Source organism: Nodosilinea sp. FACHB-141 (assembly GCF_014696135.1).
In the GTDB taxonomy this organism is placed as follows: domain Bacteria; phylum Cyanobacteriota; class Cyanobacteriia; order Phormidesmidales; family Phormidesmidaceae; genus Nodosilinea.
Window position 1 is genome coordinate 274836 of the sequence record NZ_JACJPP010000021.1, and the last position, 18929, is coordinate 293764.

General features: G+C 54.3%; 15 protein-coding genes and 1 pseudogene. 7 read left to right on the plus strand and 9 right to left on the minus strand.

Features of this window, described 5'->3' with window-relative positions:
- Nucleotides 1–38: 38 nt before the first annotated feature.
- Nucleotides 39–1307, minus strand: a complete 1269-nt coding sequence (locus H6F59_RS22145) for an efflux RND transporter periplasmic adaptor subunit (protein WP_190705779.1) — start codon at nucleotides 1305–1307, stop codon at nucleotides 39–41.
- Between the two features lie 151 nt (nucleotides 1308–1458).
- Nucleotides 1459–2049 carry a TetR/AcrR family transcriptional regulator gene (locus tag H6F59_RS22150; protein WP_190705782.1) on the minus strand — a complete coding sequence of 197 codons (591 nt, stop codon included), beginning with the start codon at nucleotides 2047–2049 and terminating at the stop codon, nucleotides 1459–1461.
- A gap of 836 nt (nucleotides 2050–2885) precedes the next feature.
- On the opposite strand from H6F59_RS22150, the gene H6F59_RS22155 reads away from it, so the two are divergent.
- Nucleotides 2886–4325, plus strand: a complete 1440-nt coding sequence (locus tag H6F59_RS22155) for a SulP family inorganic anion transporter (protein WP_190705786.1) — start codon at nucleotides 2886–2888, stop codon at nucleotides 4323–4325.
- A complete protein-coding gene (locus tag H6F59_RS22160; protein ID WP_190705789.1) occupies nucleotides 4322–5185 on the plus strand; it encodes a universal stress protein in 864 nt (287 codons plus the stop codon). The genes H6F59_RS22155 and H6F59_RS22160 overlap by 4 nt, the downstream gene beginning before the upstream one ends.
- 398 nt (nucleotides 5186–5583) lie before the next feature.
- On the opposite strand, the pseudogene H6F59_RS22165 reads toward H6F59_RS22160, so the two are convergent.
- The 3 genes and pseudogenes from H6F59_RS22165 to H6F59_RS22175 form a co-directional block, all read right to left on the minus strand.
- Nucleotides 5584–5795: pseudogene (locus tag H6F59_RS22165) on the minus strand (sugar phosphate nucleotidyltransferase); the annotation flags it as partial.
- A 56-nt stretch (nucleotides 5796–5851) separates the two neighbouring features.
- Complete coding sequence (gene rfbB, locus H6F59_RS22170; protein ID WP_190705792.1) at nucleotides 5852–6928, minus strand: dTDP-glucose 4,6-dehydratase; 1077 nt, start codon at nucleotides 6926–6928, stop codon at nucleotides 5852–5854.
- A 270-nt stretch (nucleotides 6929–7198) separates the two neighbouring features.
- Nucleotides 7199–8143, minus strand: a complete 945-nt coding sequence (locus H6F59_RS22175) for a histone deacetylase (RefSeq protein WP_190705795.1) — start codon at nucleotides 8141–8143, stop codon at nucleotides 7199–7201.
- A 247-nt stretch (nucleotides 8144–8390) separates the two neighbouring features.
- Here H6F59_RS22175 and gyrA point away from each other — a divergent pair, with 247 nt between their 5' ends.
- On the plus strand, nucleotides 8391–11048 hold the full coding sequence (gene gyrA, locus H6F59_RS22180) for a DNA gyrase subunit A (RefSeq protein ID WP_190705798.1): 2658 nt from the start codon (nucleotides 8391–8393) through the stop codon (nucleotides 11046–11048).
- A 32-nt stretch (nucleotides 11049–11080) separates the two neighbouring features.
- Nucleotides 11081–11494 carry a VOC family protein gene (locus tag H6F59_RS22185; RefSeq protein WP_190705802.1) on the plus strand — a complete coding sequence of 138 codons (414 nt, stop codon included), beginning with the start codon at nucleotides 11081–11083 and terminating at the stop codon, nucleotides 11492–11494.
- 7 nt (nucleotides 11495–11501) lie between these two features.
- Here H6F59_RS22185 and H6F59_RS22190 read toward each other — a convergent pair whose 3' ends face one another.
- On the minus strand, nucleotides 11502–12392 hold the full coding sequence (locus H6F59_RS22190) for a hypothetical protein (RefSeq protein WP_190705805.1): 891 nt from the start codon (nucleotides 12390–12392) through the stop codon (nucleotides 11502–11504).
- A gap of 86 nt (nucleotides 12393–12478) precedes the next feature.
- Nucleotides 12479–13522, minus strand: coding sequence for a sirohydrochlorin chelatase (locus H6F59_RS22195; protein WP_190705807.1), 1044 nt, complete (start codon nucleotides 13520–13522; stop codon nucleotides 12479–12481).
- A 261-nt stretch (nucleotides 13523–13783) separates the two neighbouring features.
- On the opposite strand from H6F59_RS22195, the gene H6F59_RS22200 reads away from it, so the two are divergent.
- The 3 genes from H6F59_RS22200 to hemL all read left to right on the plus strand — a co-directional run bounded on the left by H6F59_RS22200 (nucleotide 13784) and on the right by hemL (nucleotide 17081).
- Entirely contained in the window at nucleotides 13784–14605 is an 822-nt protein-coding gene (locus H6F59_RS22200) for an ion transporter (protein WP_190705809.1), read from the plus strand.
- A gap of 212 nt (nucleotides 14606–14817) precedes the next feature.
- Nucleotides 14818–15657, plus strand: a complete 840-nt coding sequence (gene ftsE, locus H6F59_RS22205) for a cell division ATP-binding protein FtsE (RefSeq protein ID WP_190705811.1) — start codon at nucleotides 14818–14820, stop codon at nucleotides 15655–15657.
- Nucleotides 15658–15779: 122 nt separating this feature from the next.
- The gene (gene hemL / locus H6F59_RS22210) at nucleotides 15780–17081 is read left to right on the plus strand and encodes a glutamate-1-semialdehyde 2,1-aminomutase (protein WP_190705813.1); all 1302 of its coding nucleotides are present in this window, start codon (nucleotides 15780–15782) and stop codon (nucleotides 17079–17081) included.
- Between the two features lie 112 nt (nucleotides 17082–17193).
- Here the strand turns inward: hemL and H6F59_RS22215 are convergent, their stop codons facing one another.
- Together H6F59_RS22215 and H6F59_RS22220 are read right to left on the minus strand one after the other, a co-directional pair.
- Nucleotides 17194–17679: an allophycocyanin subunit alpha-B gene (locus H6F59_RS22215; RefSeq protein WP_190519569.1), complete on the minus strand. Its 486-nt coding sequence runs from the start codon at nucleotides 17677–17679 to the stop codon at nucleotides 17194–17196.
- Nucleotides 17680–17906: 227 nt separating this feature from the next.
- Nucleotides 17907–18857 (minus strand): DnaJ C-terminal domain-containing protein, encoded by a 951-nt coding sequence (locus H6F59_RS22220; protein WP_190705815.1) that lies wholly within the window; start codon nucleotides 18855–18857, stop codon nucleotides 17907–17909.
- Nucleotides 18858–18929 lie beyond the last annotated feature (72 nt).

An 18929-nucleotide genomic window follows, 5' to 3' on the forward strand; every position in this document is an offset into this window, starting at 1 on the left:
GCAGACGCTAAACAGTCGTCAAGCAGCAAATAGTTTCGTCAATCAGGCGAGGGCGTGGCTGAAGCTTGGGCCTCAGGGTCAATCGGCCTGCCGTCCTGCAGCTGTAGAATGTTTGTCACAATTACCTCGTCTCCGGCTTCTAGACCCTCAATCACTTGGTAGTTTCCTCCCTGGATTGGCCCCAGCTGTACCGGTCGCTGGGTGGCTACCCGCAGGGTTTTGCCGTCTTCTTGGGGCTGATCGGTGGCCACAAACACAAAGCTTTGTCCGGCGATACGGGTAACTGCCACTGTGGGCACCAGCAGCGTAGCAGTGGTGCTCCAGATCAGCCGCGCCCGCACAAACTGACCATCGCGCAAGTTGCCCGCCTCATTGGGAAAGCGAGCCTTGACCAAAATCGATTGGCCCTCGCCATCCACCTCAGGCGAGATAAAACTGACGCTTCCCGTAGCTAGGGGTTCACCGGTGTCGGGGCTAAGCAGCTCCACCGGAATGCCCGTTCGCAACTGGCTAGCCCGGGTCGTAGGCACCTGAATACGCAAAAGCAGGGCGCTGTTTTGAGTAATAGTAGCCAGGGTATCGCCCGCCTGCACATAGTCGCCGACTTTAAGGGACACATCGCCCAAAAAGCCTGCCACTGGAGCTAACACCTGCTTAAAGCCAACATCTGCCTGGCTGACATCCACCTGGGCCTGGGCCTGTTCAAAGGTTGAGAGCGCCTGCTGTAGCTGAGCCTGGGCAGCTCGCACATTTTCTGAGGCCTGGCGCTGGGCAGCCTGGGCAACGTTTAGCTGGTTTTGGGCATTGTCCAACTCTTGACGGCTCAGCGCCCCCGCTCCCACTAGGCGTTCGGTGCGGCCAAAGTCAGCTGCGGCTAGCTCGACATCGGCTTGGGCACGGGCTAACTCTGCCTGAGCCGCATCGACTTGAGCCTGAGCAGCATTGCGCCCAAACCCAGCCGCCTGGGCAGCCGCCTGGTTTGCCGCCACCTCAGACTGCACCTGGTTGGTGCTGAGCTGCACCACAGGCTGCCCCTTGGCAACAGCACTGCCAGAGTCCGCTAGCACCTGAGTGACGCGGCCTTCCACCTCTGGTTTGAGCTCAATGCGCTGCTCAGCCTCTAAAGCCCCAACGAAATCAGAGCTTTCCTCAAAGGTACCGGGCTGAAGCTCCTGCACCTGCACCTGCACCGCTTGAGGGCCGGCCATGGCGTCTGGTGCCGGTTTACTACAGGCCGCTACAGCTAGTGACAGAGTGAGAGCGGCCCCTAAAACCTGTCGCGATCGACGAGTATTCACTGGCAGCATAGGGTAACTAAACTTTGAGTGCTGGTTAGACATCGGATGCCATTGCTTAATGGTAGTTCAGAGGACCTAAAGTCATAGCGTCGTCACCGCCTAAGCCAACAAACGACGCCTCGTCGTCTCGAATCCGTTGAGAAGTTGAGAACAGTGTTGCTCAATTGAGCGAACGTAGCGAACCTCCGTCGGTGAGGTAGAGCTTTAACATGTCAATCAGCAGCCGGGCATGGTCACGAAACGAGCAACTCTGGGGTTCGTAGATGCGGTGCAGCAAAATGCCATCTACTACGCAGCTAAGGAAACGTACCAACTTTGGATCGTCTAGCCCTAGCAGGGCAGTTATCTGCTGCTCGCTCTCTTGCCAAACCCCATGAAATACCTCGGTTGGAACACCGCTCTCTCGGTGCTGATGCTGATAAAACTCAATCCAAATCAGCATTTTCTTGCTTAAAAAGTCTTCGTTTTGAGCGACATACTCTAGGGCGGCCTCTACACGGCCCAATACACACTTTTCTTGGCTCGCAACGGCGATCGCGCTTTGAATATCTTGCAGCGTAGTTTCACGCACCAGTTGCTCAAACAGCCCTTCTTTACTGGGAAAGTAGTGATAAAGCGTGCCTGTTGACACCCCCAGGCCCTGGGCAATTTGGCGCATGGTCAGCGCAGCGTAGCCCTTTTCAGCAAATAGGTCAAAGCATTGGGTCAACAGCTCCCTGCGGTACTCGTCATGGTCAACGATTTTGGGCATACACGCTCAGGCGCTGCGGCCTACCTCATAAGCAGCTTCAAAAGCCTATCCCATCACCGCAAATTTTATGTTGGACGATCGGTATAAAAACAATAGCCCCTTTATTCGGCCTTGTAAACCCTTTGTATCTGGTGGCCTACAGGTGTTCTTAAAGGTTTTTGGTGGCCTGCTAGCGGCCTCAAACTCCAGCATAAAGCAGATTTTTAGAAGCTAGGCAGTTGTACTCAACGGAGCCCTAAGCGGCCTAGGGCAAGGTCGCATCTTTTAATGCTTAGATGTTGCTTTTCCCTATAAATGTGTGTGTTTGGTTTAGAGCCTAGACATTGGCCCAGATTTGGCCTTACATGGGCATGGATTAAGGATTGGCTTAATTATTTGCACACCGCTGGCCATAGGCTTTCCAAGCCTTTTTCCAAAATTGTTGGCAGGCCGCCCACCCGCTGCAGAGCATTTTTATAGAAAGGGCAAGCTCTTTAAAGGCAAAAGCAGGTGTGGGGTTCATTCATCAATAGGTACGGGAAAGCAGTACAGGTGCAAAATCTGCTAGCAAGGTCAGCATTTCGCTATCAGGTCTTCTGGCCGTCTTTTCTCAATATTTTGACTGTGGGTCGTTCAATTAGCCCTGGGTTGCCACAACGGCTCAAGACCCAACGCCCAAGCCAGAGTCGAGAGAGGTTGTCCGGTTTGGGGATGCTATGGGAAAGCATCCGTCCTGAAGCGCTCGATAATTATGTCGGTTATGGGGAGGCAAATTGAACATTTATAAGCTTAAGCTTCGACGACTAAAACCTCGCAATTTGAGACGAGAGTGGCTATCCAACCCCAAGGCAGACATTATGGCTGGGGCAGTGGTAGGACTGGCACTGATACCGGAGGCGATCGCGTTTTCGATCATCGCCGGAGTCGACCCCAAGGTGGGGCTTTATACCTCGTTTGTGATTGCGGTCACTACCGCGTTTCTAGGTGGACGCCCGGGGTCAATCTCAGCTGCTACCGGGGCCATGGCCCTACTGATGATTGATCTAATGCGAGACTGGGGATTAGAGTACCTGTTGGTGGCTACCCTCCTAACCGGCATCCTCCAGGTAATTTTTGGGGTACTAAAACTGGGACGCCAGATGCGCTACGTGCCTCGGGCAGTGATGGTGGGCTACATCAACGCCTTAGCAGTGCTGATTTTTCTGGCCCAACTGCCCCAGCTCACCAATGTCCCCCCGGCAGTGTATGCGATCGCAGCCCTTTCCCTAGTCATTATCTATGGCTTACCTCGGTTAACCAAAGCGGTGCCCTCGCCCCTAGTAGCCCTGTTTGCCATGACAACCGCAGTAATTGCCCTCGGCATCGAGGTGCCCACCGTGGGCGACATGGGCGAATTGCCCACCACCTTGCCCATTTTTGCCTTACCCAAAGTACCTTTTACGCTCGAAACCCTGCGTATTGTGCTGCCTTACTCCCTAACCATGGCAGTGGTAGGCTTGTTGGCCTCGTTTCTCACCGCCTCACTGGTAGATGAGCTAACCGATACCCCAAGCGACAAAAACCAGGAGGCCAAGGGCCAAGGTATTGCCAATATCATCACCAGCTTTTTCGGCGGCATGGCTGGCTGCGGCATGATCGGCCAATCAGTGATCAACGTACAGTCGGGCGGACGAGGACGCTTATCTACTCTGTGCGCTGGAGTGTTTTTGCTGTTTGCTATTCTTGCCCTCAGCGGCTGGGTGCGTCAGATGCCCATGGCCGCCCTAGTAGCGGTAATGATTATGGTCTCAATTGGCACCTTTCGGTGGGCCTCGTTTCGCGACATGGCGCGCATTCCGCGCAGCGAAACAGCGGTAATGCTGACCACTATGCTAGTGACCATTTTCACCCGCAACTTTGCCTTAGGAGTAGCCACAGGCATTGTAATGAGCACAGTATTTTTCTCGCGCAAAATTGCCAGGCTAGTATTTGTTGACAAGGTGCTACACGATGATAGTAGCCACCGAATCTACAGCGTATCGGGGCAGATTTTTTTTGTGTCTGTCGATGAGTTTTTAGAAGCCTTTGACTTTAATGAATTTGTCGATCGCATCACCATTGACCTAACCCACGCTCACCTCTGGGATCAAGGGGCTGTTGCCGCCCTAGATAAAGTGGTGAACAAATTTCGCCGGGCCGGAGCAGAGGTGGAAGTGGTAGGACTCAACGAGGCCAGCGCTACCCTAGTGGAAAAACTAACCCCCCATAGCCAAGTCAATCGATCTCTACCCAAGTCGCAACCCGAAAGTCAGTTATGAAGCGCCTCCTACTGTGTACAGACGGCTCAACATATGCCCAGAGCAGCTACCGCTATGGGGCCTGGTTTGCCAAGCAAGGAGGAGCCAGCATAGACGTACTCTACGTCAGCGACAGTCGAGACGAGGTCATTGCAGAGACCACTGATCTCAGCGGTAGCATTGGCCTAGGAACCTCAGAGAGCTTACTTAAAAAGCTAGTCGAAGTAGAACACGAGCAGGCTAAGCGCAATCACCAACAAGCCAAACTAATTTTGGCCGACGCCCAACAGGCCATTGCCAATCACGGGGTTAAGTCAATACAGCTGCTCCATAAAACCGGTTTTTTGATTGACCACTTAGAAACTTTAGAAGCCAACGCTGACCTGATTGTGATCGGTAAACAAGGGGAATCAGCAAACTCTACCTTGGAGCATCTAGGCACCAATGCCGATCGCATCGTGCGCAGTAGCACTAAGCCCTGTTTAGTTACACCTCAGGAATTTGTTCCTATAGAACGCCTGTTAGTAGCTTATGACGGCAGTTCTACTGGAAAAAGCATGTTGACTTTTTTGGCTAACATACCTGGTCTCCACCATCTCGAAATTCACCTGCTAATGGCCGCCAGGGCTGAGTCAGACATCACTACAACCGAGTGCATAGCCGAGGCAGTGTCGTTGCTGCACCAAGCTGGTATTAAGCCCGTAATAACCATCCTTCCCGAGGAACCCGAAAAGTCGATTTCTCAATACGCTAGAGAGCAAGACATTAGCTTACTACTGATAGGTGCCTATAGTCATCGTTCAATTCTTCATACGGCCATTGACAGCACTACAATCCAGCTGTTGAGAAGCAGTCAAATTCCGGTACTGCTATTTCGATAGGTTGGGCTGCTTCTATTCAAGTTTTCATCAAATAACAGATCATGCAAATTAAAAATTGCGGCTGTAGTTGACTTAAACTTTCGAGATCGTCTTTAAAGCAGGCTTTTCCCAAAATAGACAAGGGGTAAATAGACTACTGCATAAGCAATTCCTCCGTTTTACAAACCATTGTTATACTAAACAACTCCCAGAGTAGGCACCTTCGCCGGAATAGAGTAATAGAAGCTATCGTTTATTAGCTGTACAAGGTAGGCTCTATAATCACTTTTGGCTAGAGGTTTGGCTAAACAATAAAGTTGTTCACCAGAAATATAGCCTTTCTGATAAGCAATTTCCTCTATACAGGCGACCTTCAAGCCCTGACGTTCTTCTAAGTTCTGCATAAGCTAGACGCTTGCCCACTGGCTACCATCACCAAGCAATTGTTCAAATAAGGGTGGCGAATCAGGGGTAGAAATTATCAAAATTTTTTGGATGCCAGCTAACATCAATACCGACAGAGGATAGTAAATCATCGGCTTGCTGTACACATGTATAAGTTGCTTATTTACCGTGAGCGTAAGGGGGTAGAGACGAGTTCAGTCCTACCGGCTAGGATGATACCATTCATAGGAAGTGCTCCAAAAAGTTTGTGAAACTATTGATGAGAGTTTGTCAGAAGTTCTATTAGTTTTCAACCAGCCGACCCGAATAATTATCGTGAATCCAATCATGGTAATCATCGGATTGCGCTTGTTTAACCCAGTCGACATTTTTGAGATACCACTTAACGGTCTTCAACAGGCCGCTATCAAAGCTTTCCTTAGGTTTCCAACCTAATTCAGCATGAATTTTTTTACAGTCAATGGCGTAGCGTTTGTCATGCCCAGGACGATCTGTAACAAAGGTGATTAATGAAGAATGTTTAATGTCAGATTTGGGTGCTAGCTCATCTAGCAAAGCACAAATGGATTCAACTACAGAAAGATTAGTCTTCTCATTAAGACCACCAATGTTATAGGTTTCACCTATATTTCCCTGTTGAATGACTTGATAAATTGCATTGCAGTGATCTTCAACATAAAGCCAATCCCTAATGTTTTGGCCATCTCCATAAATCGGCAATGGCTTGCCCTCAAGGGCACTGAGGATAGTCAAAGGAATTAGCTTTTCCGGAAACTGGTAAGGGCCATAGTTATTCGAGCAGTTAGTGGTAAGTGTAGGTATTCCATAGGTGTGATGATAGGCTCGGACTAAATGATCCGATGCTGCTTTACTCGCAGAGTAAGGACTATTAGGTGCGTAAGGAGTGGTTTCACAAAACGGTGCATCTTCAGGGCCGAGAGAGCCGTAAACTTCATCGGTAGAAACATGGAGAAAACGAAACGCTATCTGGTCCTCTGGCGACAGCTCATCCCAATAACTACGAGTTGCTTCTAACAGTCGAAAAGTACCTAGAATATTAGTCTGTATGAATGCTTCGGGTTCAACGATGGAACGATCAACGTGGCTCTCCGCAGCAAAATTTAGAATGACATCAGGACGATGGCGAAGCAAAATACTAGAGACTAGCTCGAGGTCGCCAATATTCCCGTGAATAAGTTGGTAGCCCGGATCATTCTTTAAAGTGTTCAGACTATTAGGATTACTAGCATAGGTAAGCTGATCTAGATTAATAATGTTAGCCCACTGTTCTTCTCGGGCCTTGAGGACAAAATTAGAACCGATAAAACCAGACCCACCAGTAATCAAATAAGTTTTCATACGCTATTCATTGGCGTTACAGCTAAGTGATGGCTTTTGCGGTAGTAATGCTAGGACTACTGCAAATTCCGTTTGGCCTGACACTCTGTAAGGCAGTACATCGTCACCACTGCTTTACATGCTTTATAAGCATATTGGGCATCGAGGTAGTTGATTCCGTTGTTACAGCTGCCGCAAATGCTCAGTCACTAAGAATAATGCGTTTTGCAATTACCCTTAACAGAGAGAAGTTTGCAGTGTGATTTGTGACCAGCCGTCCATTTAAAGTCTCTAAAATCCTAGTCGAGCGCTGATGGTGGCCAGCACCGACTCGCTAAGCGCGTTGTAGTCGTAGCCACCTTCAAGGCCAAACAAAATTTTGTCGGTGACGTTTAGGCACTGGCGGGTAAAGAGGCCAAAGTCTTTGGGGGAGAGGTTGACATTGGCTAGGGGGTCAGCGGCGTTAGCGTCATACCCAGCACTAATGACGAGCAAGTCGGGGGCGAAGGACTTGAGGAAGGGAATTACCTTTTGGTCAAACTTTACCTGATAGTCGCCGCTGGCACTACCGGGGGGCATGGGCAAGTTCAAGACATTTTGGTGAAAGCCAGTTTCGCTGCTCTGGCCTGTGCCGGGGTAGGCGGGAAGCTGGTGGAGAGAGCAGTAGGCGATCGCCGCGTTTTCCTCTACTAAAGCTTGGGTGCCGTTGCCATGGTGCACATCCCAATCGAGGATGGCAACGCGATTAACCGCAGATTGTTCTAAAGCATAGTGGGCTGCGATCGCCGCATTGGAGAACAGACAAAAGCCCATGCCGCGATCGCGCACCGCATGGTGCCCCGGTGGCCGCGCCAGCACAAAGGCCGAGTGCCCCGTTTCCAGCACATAATCGACGCCGTCGAGCCAGGCGCTCACCGCCAACCGCGCTACGGCGTAGCTAGCCTCAGACACCACAGTATCGCCGTCGATGTGGCCACCGCCCGAGTGGGCAATTTCCCGCAGAGCTGTGACATAGCGGGGGTTATGAAGCTGGGCGATCAGGGTATCTACATCCCGCTGGTTCACTGGGGTGGGTTCGCGCCAGTCGAGGTGATCGGCCCAGGCAACTGTCTCTAAAGCAGCCACAATCGCTTTCAATCGCCCCGCGTTTTCGGGATGGAAACTGCCGGTATCGTGGGTCAAAAAATCGGGCGAATAGATAACGCCAAAATCGGCCAGGGTGAGAGCGTGGTGCACGGCAAAGTCAGGGGTGGTGAACTACTACGAATTAAGGATGCAGCCGGGGCGGTAAAACGTCGCTAAATCAAGCCTCTTGTGCCCCTACACCCACCATAGCGCCTGCTGATTTGAACCGGAGAATTCGTGCTAAAATATAACTCACATGAGTCCGCAAAAAACATGCTGATTAAGCGCTATTCAGCACCACTCGGTGCGAGGGTCTGACTAGCGCTTTGTTGTTCGCAAATTCGGAGTTTTTTAGCCTATGGCAACCCCAGAAGAGCGTATCGTCCCCACGGATCTGCGCGTTGAAATGCAAAGCTCTTACCTGGAATACGCCATGAGCGTGATCGTGGGTCGGGCGCTGCCAGATGCAAGGGACGGGCTCAAGCCAGTGCATCGCCGCATTCTCTATGCTATGCACGAGCTGGGTTTGGCTGCCGATCGCCCCTTTCGTAAATGCGCCCGTGTAGTCGGAGAAGTGCTAGGTAAGTATCACCCCCACGGCGACACAGCGGTGTATGACGCCCTAGTGCGCATGGCTCAAGATTTCTCTATGCGCATGCCGTTGATCAACGGCCACGGCAACTTTGGTTCTATCGACAACGACCCGCCAGCGGCGATGCGATACACCGAGTGTCGTCTGCAATCGTTGACCAGCGACTCGCTGCTGCAAGACATCGAGTCTGATACCGTCGATTTTGCCGACAACTTCGACGGCTCCCAGCAGGAGCCGGTGGTCATGCCGTCGCGGCTGCCCCAGCTGTTGCTTAACGGCTCCTCGGGTATTGCCGTGGGGATGGCGACTAACATTCCGCCCCACAACCCGGGTGAGCTAATCGATGGCGTGATTGCACTGATCAACAACCCCGACATCACTACCGCCGAGCTGATGGAAATCATTCCCGGCCCCGACTTCCCCACGGGCGGGCAAATTTTGGGTCGCAGCGGTATTCGCGATGCTTACATGACCGGGCGTGGCTCTGTCACTATGCGCGGTGTGGCCAGCATGGAAACCATCGAGCACCGGGGCCGGCCCGATCGCGAAGCCATCATCATCACCGAGTTGCCCTACCAGACCAACAAGGCGGGGATGATCGAGCGGATCGCCGAAATGGTGAACGAGCGCCGCCTGGAAGGGATTTCGGATATTCGAGACGAGAGCGATCGCGACGGCATGCGCATCGTGATCGAGCTGAAGCGTGACGCCTACCCTCGGGTGGTGCTTAACAATCTCTATAAGCAGACGCCGCTGCAAAACAACTTTGGCGTCAACATGCTGGCCCTGGTTAACAGCGAACCTCAGCTGCTTGGCCTCAAGCGCATGCTGGAGGTCTTCCTTGAGTTCCGCGAAGAAACCATTGTGCGCCGTACCCAGTACGAGCTGCGCCGGGCCCAAGAAAAAGACCACATTCTTCAAGGCTATCTGATTGCTCTGACGAATTTAGACGCCATTATCGGGCTGATTCGTAGTGCGGCCGATACCCCCGCAGCCAAGCAAGAACTGATGGATACCTACAGTCTGTCAGACTTGCAGGCCGACGCCATTCTGCAGATGCAGCTGCGTCGCCTCACCGCGCTTGAAGCCGACAAAATCCAGCAGGAGCACGAAGAGCTGGTCGCTAAAATCACCGACCTGGAAGATATTTTGGCCCGTCGCGAGCGGGTGCTCGAAATCATTACTACCGAGCTGGGTGAGCTCAAGGCCAAGCACAACAGCCCCCGCCGCACCATCATTGAAATGGATGATGCGGAACTGACCGACATCTCCCTGATTGCCAACGAGCAGGTGGTCATTCTGGTCACCGACCAGGGCTACATCAAGCGCATGCCGGTAGCCACCTTTGAGGCTCAGAGCCGCGCCACTCGAGGCAAAGCCGGGGCCAAGATGAAGGAAGATGACGGCGTGCAGCACTTCATTACCTGCTACACCCACGACTACCTGCTGTTCTTTAGCGATCGCGGCGTCACCTACGCCCTGCGGGCTTATCAGATTGCCGAAGGTTCTCGGACCTCGCGGGGTATGCCCATTGTGCAGATGCTGCCCATTCCTAAAGAAGAGGCGATTACCTCGGTGCTGGCGGTGCGCGAGTTTACCGACGAGGAATACCTGGTGATGCTCACCCAGGGCGGCTTTGTGAAGAAGACGGCTCTATCCGCCTTCAGCAACATTCGCACCAACGGGTTGATTGCCATTTCCCTCGAAGAGGGTGACCACCTCAGGTGGGTGCGCCTAGCCCGCAACACCGACAGCATCTTGATCGGCTCGCGCCGGGGCATGACCATTCACTTTAAGGCTGATGACGACCAGCTGCGGCCCCTGGGTCGCCCCACGCGTGGGGTGCGGGCCATGGCTTTGCGCAACGGCGACGAGCTGATCAGCATGGATATTCTGCCTAGCCAGGTGGTGGAGGCGGTGGTGCAAGCCACAGAGGCAGGCAGCAACAGTGACGATGACGACGATATCGTGACCAACGGCAGCGAGGGTGGCCCCTGGGTGCTGGTGATTACCGCGTCGGGTCTGGGCAAGCGGGTGCCGGTGGCTAAGTTCCGCCTGCAGAACCGGGCGGGCATGGGCCTGATGGCGATTAAGTTCCGCAAGCGTGACGACGCCCTGGCCTCCCTGCTGGTGGTGGGCGAGGGCGATGAGCTAATGCTGGTGACTAACCGAGGCATTATCATTCGCCAGCGGGTAAACGATATCTCGATTCAGTCGCGCCCGGCGACCGGTGTGCGGTTGCAGCGGCTCGATGCAGAGGATGCGATCGCCGCCGTCGCTGTCGTGCCCCCCGCCCTGCAAGAAGAACCCTTCGAGGACACGGTGGAAGCGATTGTAGAGGCGATCGAGGAGGCTACCGAGGTATCCACCGAAGTGACCCTTACTGAGGCATCCACCGAAGCCGCTCTTGAGGAACCAATCTAACTACTGCCCCGCCCTGGGGGAAGGAAGTCGCCATGGTGGATCTGGGGTTAACCCACATTGCCCTGCCCGTTGCTGACATAGAACGAAGCATTGCGTTCTATAGGGCCTATGCAGCGATGGAGGTGATCCACCACCGCGTCGATCAGGCGACGGGGGTCAAGGTTGTGTGGCTATCTGACCACACGCGCCCCTTTGCGATCGTGCTCATTGAGCAAGCTGAGGTGCAGCCCCTACTGACACCCCTAGCCCACTTGGGAGTTGGCTGCAAAAGTCGCGAGGCGGTGGATACCCTGTGCAACCTGGCCCGGCAGGAGGGTTGCCTACTGCAAGATCCGCAAGATTCTGGCTACCCGGTGGGCTACTGGGCCTTTTTGCGCGACCCCGATGGCCACACGTTGGAACTCTCCTATGGGCAAGAGGTTGGGCTAACCGTGGAGAGTAGCTGACGCAACCTTAGGCTGCTTGGTCTGTAGCTACGGCGGTGGCAGTTAGGGGAATAACCATGGCATCGTTAAGTGGGAGGTTGAAACTATCCCACCGATGCAGATATTGAGTCAGGTGATGGTCGCCTTGGGCAATGCGATCGCCCACCATTCGCCGCACCCGCTCTTCTTCCTCCATGAACTGCTCCTCGTTAAAGAACCCAGCGAACCGCGCCGTCCGCAGCCATAGCAGATAGGTACTCAGCGCATCGAACTGACTCTGCGCCGCGATCGCTCGCAAATCCCCCTCAACCCACCAATCCACCACATCATGGGGTTGCGCCCCCACCTGGCCCGGAATCCCCATCGCCGCCGCTAGTTCGTGCAGAGTAGGTGTAGCAATCCCCCAGCCGCTGAGAATACTTTTCAAATCAATATGGGCATCGCCGTGGCGGCTAAAGTAGTCGCTGCCCCAGCCCTTATCGGCCCGGCGGCAAAACTCTGCTGCCGAGACACCTGCCACCAGTCCACGCTGAAGCAAGATTGGCAGGTCAGCGGTTTGAGAATTAAAGCCCACCAGCTGAGGATGGTGCTGCCCCAAATAGCCCAGAAAAGTAGAAATCAGTTCGCCTTCATCCATCAAGCGATCGATCTGTCTGGGCAAAGTGGTTAACCGCAGGCTAATCTCCCCGTTGTTTTGCTGCTCTCGCACCACCGCCGAGACAGCGACCACACGGCACAGTGCCGTTTTAAGATGAGGCCGAGGTTTTTCTGCCGTAGCTCCAGCCTTAGCCCACATCACCTCAAACACCTCAACATCCGGTAGCGCTGCGGGCAGGCCATACACTCGCCGCCCCGATGTCGGGTCAGGCACCCACTCCAAGTCAAAGGCGCACACGTGCCGACTGACGGATTTAAACATGGCTGCTCCCTGGGCTGCGTTAAAGACTTACCTAGGCCGCTGCCCAGGCGCTTCTTTAAGCATTCCCAGCGCAATTAGATAAGCAGCTAGGGCACCTGCCAGGCCCGCTGATGGTAATCGTCGGGTTCGGGAAAGAGATCTACGGGTTCGCCATGGTGGTGATGTCCGTGATCGTGAGCCTGTCCGTGGTCATGGCCATGCCCGTGATCGTGAGCGTGTCCGTGATCGTGGCCGTGCTGACCACCCCCGGCAGCCAGGCGGAATTTACACATTTCGCAGTTCATTGCTACCTGGCCCAGGTGGGTTTCAATTTCGCGATCGCGCAAAATCTGCATCAACTGAGGATGGCTACCCATCTCCGGCAGGTAGCTCACCAGCTGTTCTGGATGGGCCGCCTGCTCCTGCTCACAGATGCCCATGATTTTCTTGATCAGCACCCCCGTAAAGAGGAAGTAGGGCAGCACAATCATGCGTTTTGGCTCATACATCCTGGCGCGGCGAAATCCCTCTTCTAGGCGGGGATGAGTAATGCCAATAAAGCAAATCTCAACTGTTTTGTAGCGGCTGCCTTCCCACACAATGCGAGCCAATTTATAGACATCGCCATTAGCATCGGGGTCGCTGGCTCCTCGACCCACAAACAGCAGCACCGTGTCTTCGCGAGCAATATTGTTGGGATTGAATCGAGGCGTATCTAGCTCCGCCAGCCGCTCCTGCCAAAGCTGAATAATGGCTGGGGTAATGCCAAAGTGGCGACCGTAGTGAAAGGTTACCTGAGGGTGACGCTGGCGAGCCCGATCCAGTTCGTTGGTGACATCAAACTTGTTGTGGCGAGCGGCAAAGAGCAAAATTGGCAGCACCGAAATATCGGTGTAGCCCTTCTCCACACACAGATCTACCCCGTCTTGAATCGTCGGTTCTGTTAACTCTAAAAAGCAGGGAATTACGGGGCGAGAAGTGTCGAGTTTTTGGTAGGCAGCGGCAAATTCTAGAACGCGATCGCGCCCCTCCGTGTCTCGACTACCATGACCCACCAGCAACAGCGGTCGCTGGGTCGGTAGCGGCGACCAAGTGCCCGTCGCGCTGGGCGAAAAATCGTTGGGGGTAGTAATAATTGGTGCGATCGCCATAGGTGCTCAAAGTGCCGCAGTGATACTAAATCTAACCCTCAGTCCAGCTTAACGATATCACTGGTGAAAATTTGGCCCACAGCGGCCTAGGAGCAAACGCTAACCTAGACCCAGTTCATCCCTCAAAGCCAAATTGACCGTTGGATAATTTAAAGCCAGGGCAAGATAGCTATAAAATCGCAGCCAGATAAAAATCAGTCTGCCTGGTTATCTTAGCCCAGGCCAGAGCATAGAACCATCCTGGGGGTGGGCATTAACACGATGGCAGAAACTACCGATGAAAAGCAGGAAGCCCAGCACGAGGGTCAGGGACCGGCACTGCGCGAACGCCTGCGCGGCCACCTAGACACCACCGACACGATGCCTGGTCGGATAGTCAACGGCGCGATCGTGCTGCTGATCTTTACGTCGGCCGCCATTTTTGTGATCAAAAGCTACCCCATCTCTCCTGCCCTAGATGAATGGCTGGACTGGCTCGACTGGCTGATCGTGCTGGCCTTTACCCTCGAGTATGGTTTGCGCCTCTGGACAGCCCCGCGCCCCTGGCAGTACGCCTTTAGCCTCTACGGCCTGATCGACCTGATTGCCATTTTGCCTTCTTGGATTGGCGTCTTTGACATTCGCTTTTTGCGCTTTTTTAGATCGCTGCGAATTTTGCGCTTAGTGCGAATCTTCAACGACCGGCTCTGGTTTGGCCAAGTAACCAGCACAGACAGCCTCATCTTAATTCGTATTTTGCTGACGTTAGGAACAATTGTTTTTATCTACTCCGGCCTGATCTTTCAAGTTGAGCATCCCAGCAACCCCGAAGAATTCGGCACCTTTTTAGACGCGCTCTATTTCGCTGTGGTCACCATGACCACGGTAGGCTACGGCGATGTCACCCCCATTTCTGAAGCCGGGCGGGGGCTCACAGTGATGATGATTCTTACCGGCATCGCGCTCATTCCTACTCAAGTCAGCAGCCTAATTCGCCAACTGGGCCAAGTCGGTCAACACCGCCCCTGCGCCAGCTGCGGCCTAACTCTGCACGACAACGATGCCCAATTTTGCAAACGTTGCGGTACTCTTCTAGAGCCCTAGTTAGGCAAGCCCTTCAGCCGCGCTGTTGCCTCAGTAACGAAACATAACGATTATTGAAAAAACAAATATGCCTTTTGCCGGATACGGTCTTTCCGGTACAATGACCACCCAAAAGCCCCGTCAGCTCTGTCCTCGGTGCTGGCTGCGCAGTTCATACGTTTTTGTCAGCCTCACCCCTGAGCCTGTCTAGCCCATCTCAGTTAGGACGCTCCATGACTTCTGTGCTCCATCGCCCCACCGACGACGCCAAGCTGTCCGGTCTTCCCGAAGACGTCAAGGCTAGACTACAAGACCGCTTCAAACTTGTAGTGCCCGCCCGTTCCGCCGCCGACCCTTCTCCTGCCCCCGTGCTCGACGCTGCTCCTCCCCAAGACACCTCTGTTCAGCCCATCGTTTCCCTCAACAACGTTGAGAAGGTCTATGCCAACGGCAGCAAGGCGCTGGCTGGCGTCAATCTAACAGTCAATCCCGGCGATTTTCTCTTCGTCACCGGCCCGTCGGGCTCGGGCAAATCAACCCTACTCAAACTGCTCTACGGCTACGAGCGCCCCACCAGCGGCAACATTCTTGTAGGCGATGAACCGATTTCTGACCTGCGGGGCAACCGCCTAGCGATGATGCGCCGCCGCATCGGTGTCGTATTCCAAGATTACAAGCTGATTCCTAAGCGCACTGTGGCCGAGAACGTAGCCTTTGTGCTGTGGGCCCAGGGTTTTACCCGCAAAGAGATTCATCGCCGCCTCTGGCCGACTCTCAAAATGGTGGGTCTTCAGGGCAAAGCCCAGTGCTTCCCCGACGAACTCTCTGGCGGTGAGCAACAGCGAGTGAGCATCGCCCGCGCCGTAGTCAGCACCCCACCCCTGCTGCTGGCCGACGAGCCCACCGGCAACCTAGATGCGGAGAACTCCCTTCAGGTAATCAAGATCCTCAAAAAGCTCAACTCCATCGGCATCACTGTCATCGTCACCACCCACGACGAGCACCTGGTGCGCATTTCTAACCATCCCGTCGTGCAGATTAAGAATGGCCGTCTGCATCACCTGCGCCGGTAGTTTACTTTCCTTAACATCAACAGGTGTGCCTTATCCAATCAATAGGATAATGATCAGAGCTAACATTCAGGCGGTTTCAATCTAGGCCGCCGAATGACTTTGGACTCTGAGAGGAACGTGCTTTGGTCAGTACAGCCCCGTTTAAAACAGCAAAATCACAAGAAATTTTTTCCGCTGCCCAAAACCTCATGCCGGGCGGCGTTAACTCTCCGGTACGGGCCTTCAAATCAGTGGGTGGGCAGCCCATCGTATTTGACCGCGTCAAGGGCGCCTACATTTGGGATGTCGACGGTAACCAGTACATCGACTACGTCGGCACCTGGGGGCCTGCTATCTGCGGCCACGCCCACCCCGAAGTGCTGGCAGCTCTAGCAGCGGCTTTAGAAAAGGGCACCAGTTTTGGCGCACCCTGCTACCTTGAGAACGTGCTGGCCGAAATGGTGATTCAGGCCGTGCCCAGCATCGAGATGGTGCGCTTTGTGAACTCTGGCACTGAAGCCTGTATGGCCGTGTTGCGGCTAATGCGGGCCTACACCGGTCGCAACAAAATCATTAAATTCTCAGGTTGCTATCACGGCCACGCCGACATGTTCTTAGTGCAGGCAGGTTCTGGGGTTGCAACCTTAGGCTTGCCTGATTCTCCAGGGGTGCCCAAATCAGCCACCAGCGACACCCTGACCGCCCCCTACAATGATCTTGAAGCGGTCAAGGCCCTCTTTGCCCAAAACCCTGGGGAAATTGCTGGGGTGATTCTAGAGCCGGTGGTAGGTAACGCCGGGTTTATCACTCCTGATGGCGGCTTTCTAGAAGGGTTGCGAGAAATCACCCGCGAAAACGATGCGCTGCTGGTGTTCGACGAAGTGATGACTGGCTTCCGCATTGCCTACGGTGGCGCCCAGGCCAAGTTCAACGTCACCCCGGACCTCACCACCTTAGGTAAGGTGATTGGCGGTGGCTTGCCCGTAGGCGCCTACGGCGGTCGCCGCGACATCATGGAAATGATTGCTCCCGCGGGTCCGGTCTACCAGGCGGGCACCCTGTCGGGGAATCCCTTAGCCATGACTGCCGGCATCAAAACCCTGGAGTTGCTCCAACGCCCTGGCACCTACGACGAGCTCGATCGCCTGACGAAGAAGCTGATTGAAGGTCTACTTCAGGTGGCTCGAGATGCAGGCCATGAGGTGTATGGTGGCCACATCAGCGCTATGTTTGGCATGTTCTTCCATGCGGGGCCGATCAGCAACTTTGAAGACGCCAAGGGAGCTGATCTGGAGAAGTTTAGCCGCTTCCACCGGGGCATGCTGGAGCGCGGCGTCTACTTGGCACCGTCGCAGTTTGAGGCCGGATTTACTTCCTTAGCCCACACCGATGCCGATATTGACGCTACGATCGCAGCCGCCCGCGACGTGCTGGCAACCCTGTAACTCGTTCAGTCGGTGCGTCACCGCTCGGGGTGACGCACCCCAGGACAGTTAGCCTACCTAAAGCAAAACCCCGGATTCTTGAGGAATCCGGGGTTTTTAGATTGCTCTAAAGCTACGACATCGCTTGGATGATGTAGTCAAAGTAGGGCTGAGCTTCGGCGGCGTCTTCGTCAGACAGCAGATTCAGAGAAGCCTCTTTTAGGCAGCGGATGGCTTCAGCCATGCCGGGTACGGGCACGTCAAGAGCGTTGTACATTTCGCGGACGCCCACAATGCCAATGGCCTCAATGGGAGTCTGGTCACCAGCCAGCACGCCGTAGGTGACCAGGCGCAGGTACCAGCCGTAGTCACGAATGCAGAGAGAACGCTGCTTTTGACCATAGGCATTGCCGCCGGGGGCGATGAAGTCGGGTCGTCGCCGCCATAGCTCTCTGCTGGCCTGGTCAACAATCTTTTTCTCGTTTTCAGACAAAGTAGCGGCAATGCGGGTGCGCTGCTCGCCAGTCTTCAAAAATTCTTCAATGGCCTTGAGCTCGCCGGTGGTTGGGTAGCGCAGCTCGTCGTCGGCATTCAAAATAACTTGGCTAACAACAGACATAGTTAAAAATGACGGGATGACCTTTTTCCATAGCTAGTTTAGCGACTTGGGGGCCATCAGGGAAAGCTAAATTCTCATTTAGTTGTCGATGCTAACGGCGCTCTGAGTGGGTTTGCTGTGGCGAGAACTAGGCTAAAACGTCCATTCTATAGGGAATTCTTAGGGGTTACGCAATATTCTTCTGGTGAGAAAACAGGGGGATTTCGTAACGCTTTTGCAACAATCGACTAGGTGAAAAGGTCAGCGCGGGGGCGAAAGCGTTCGGTTTGGCGGAGCTCTTCGTAGAGGGCTTTTTCGCGATCGCTTAGCCCCGTCGGCACTACCACCTCTAGCTCCACAATCTGGTCGCCCCGGCTTTCTCGGCCAATGGGGTACCCCCGCCCTGGCAGCTGAATAATTTGTCCGGTTTGCGCTCCTTGGGGTAGGGGGGTGCGCAAGGGACCATCCAGCGTGGGGATATCGATGGTGCTGCCCAGGGCAGCTTCACTGGGGGTGATGGGCACACGGCAATACACATCGTTTCCCCGGAGGGTGTAGAAGGGATGGGGGTCAACCTGAATGCGCAGGTACAGGTTGCCACCACCCACGCCCTGGCCCCGCAGGCGAATGCGCTGACCGGTGACCATGCCAGCGGGCATATTGACCTCTAGCGATCGCCCATCCTCTAGGCGAATGCGCTCGCGCCCTCCCCGAAAGGCTTTTTTTAGGGGAACGGTGAGGTCGGCCTCGGCATCGCGGCGGCCGGTAGTAGTGGATGGGCTATAGGTAGCGGTGTTGGTCGCATAGCCATCGTCATCGCTAGCGCTACGGCGAGCTGGGCGACGGTTGAGGAGCTGATCGACGAAAACATTGAAGTCAGGAAATTCGCCAAACCCGAAGTCTTCTAAGGAAATTCGCCCACCAAAGAAATCGCTGACGGCAGATTTACCCTGGCCTTTCTTAAAGCCCTCCTGCTGCCAGTACTCGCTGAATTTCTCGTACTGGGCGCGCTTTTCGTCGTCGGAGAGCACAGTGTAGGCTTCGCTGATCAGCTTGAACTGATCCTCTGCTGCTTGGTCGCCAGGGTTGAGGTCGGGGTGGTACTGTCGGGCGAGCTTGCGGTAGGCCTGCTTGATGTCACTAAACGTTGCTTCTCTGGAAACCCCCAGAATGTCGTAGTAGTTCCGAAAGTTCTCCATGCAGGGTGGATAGGTGGGCGGGTAAGGGGGTGGGGGAGTGGGCGGGTGGATGGGTAGGGGAGTGGATGGTTC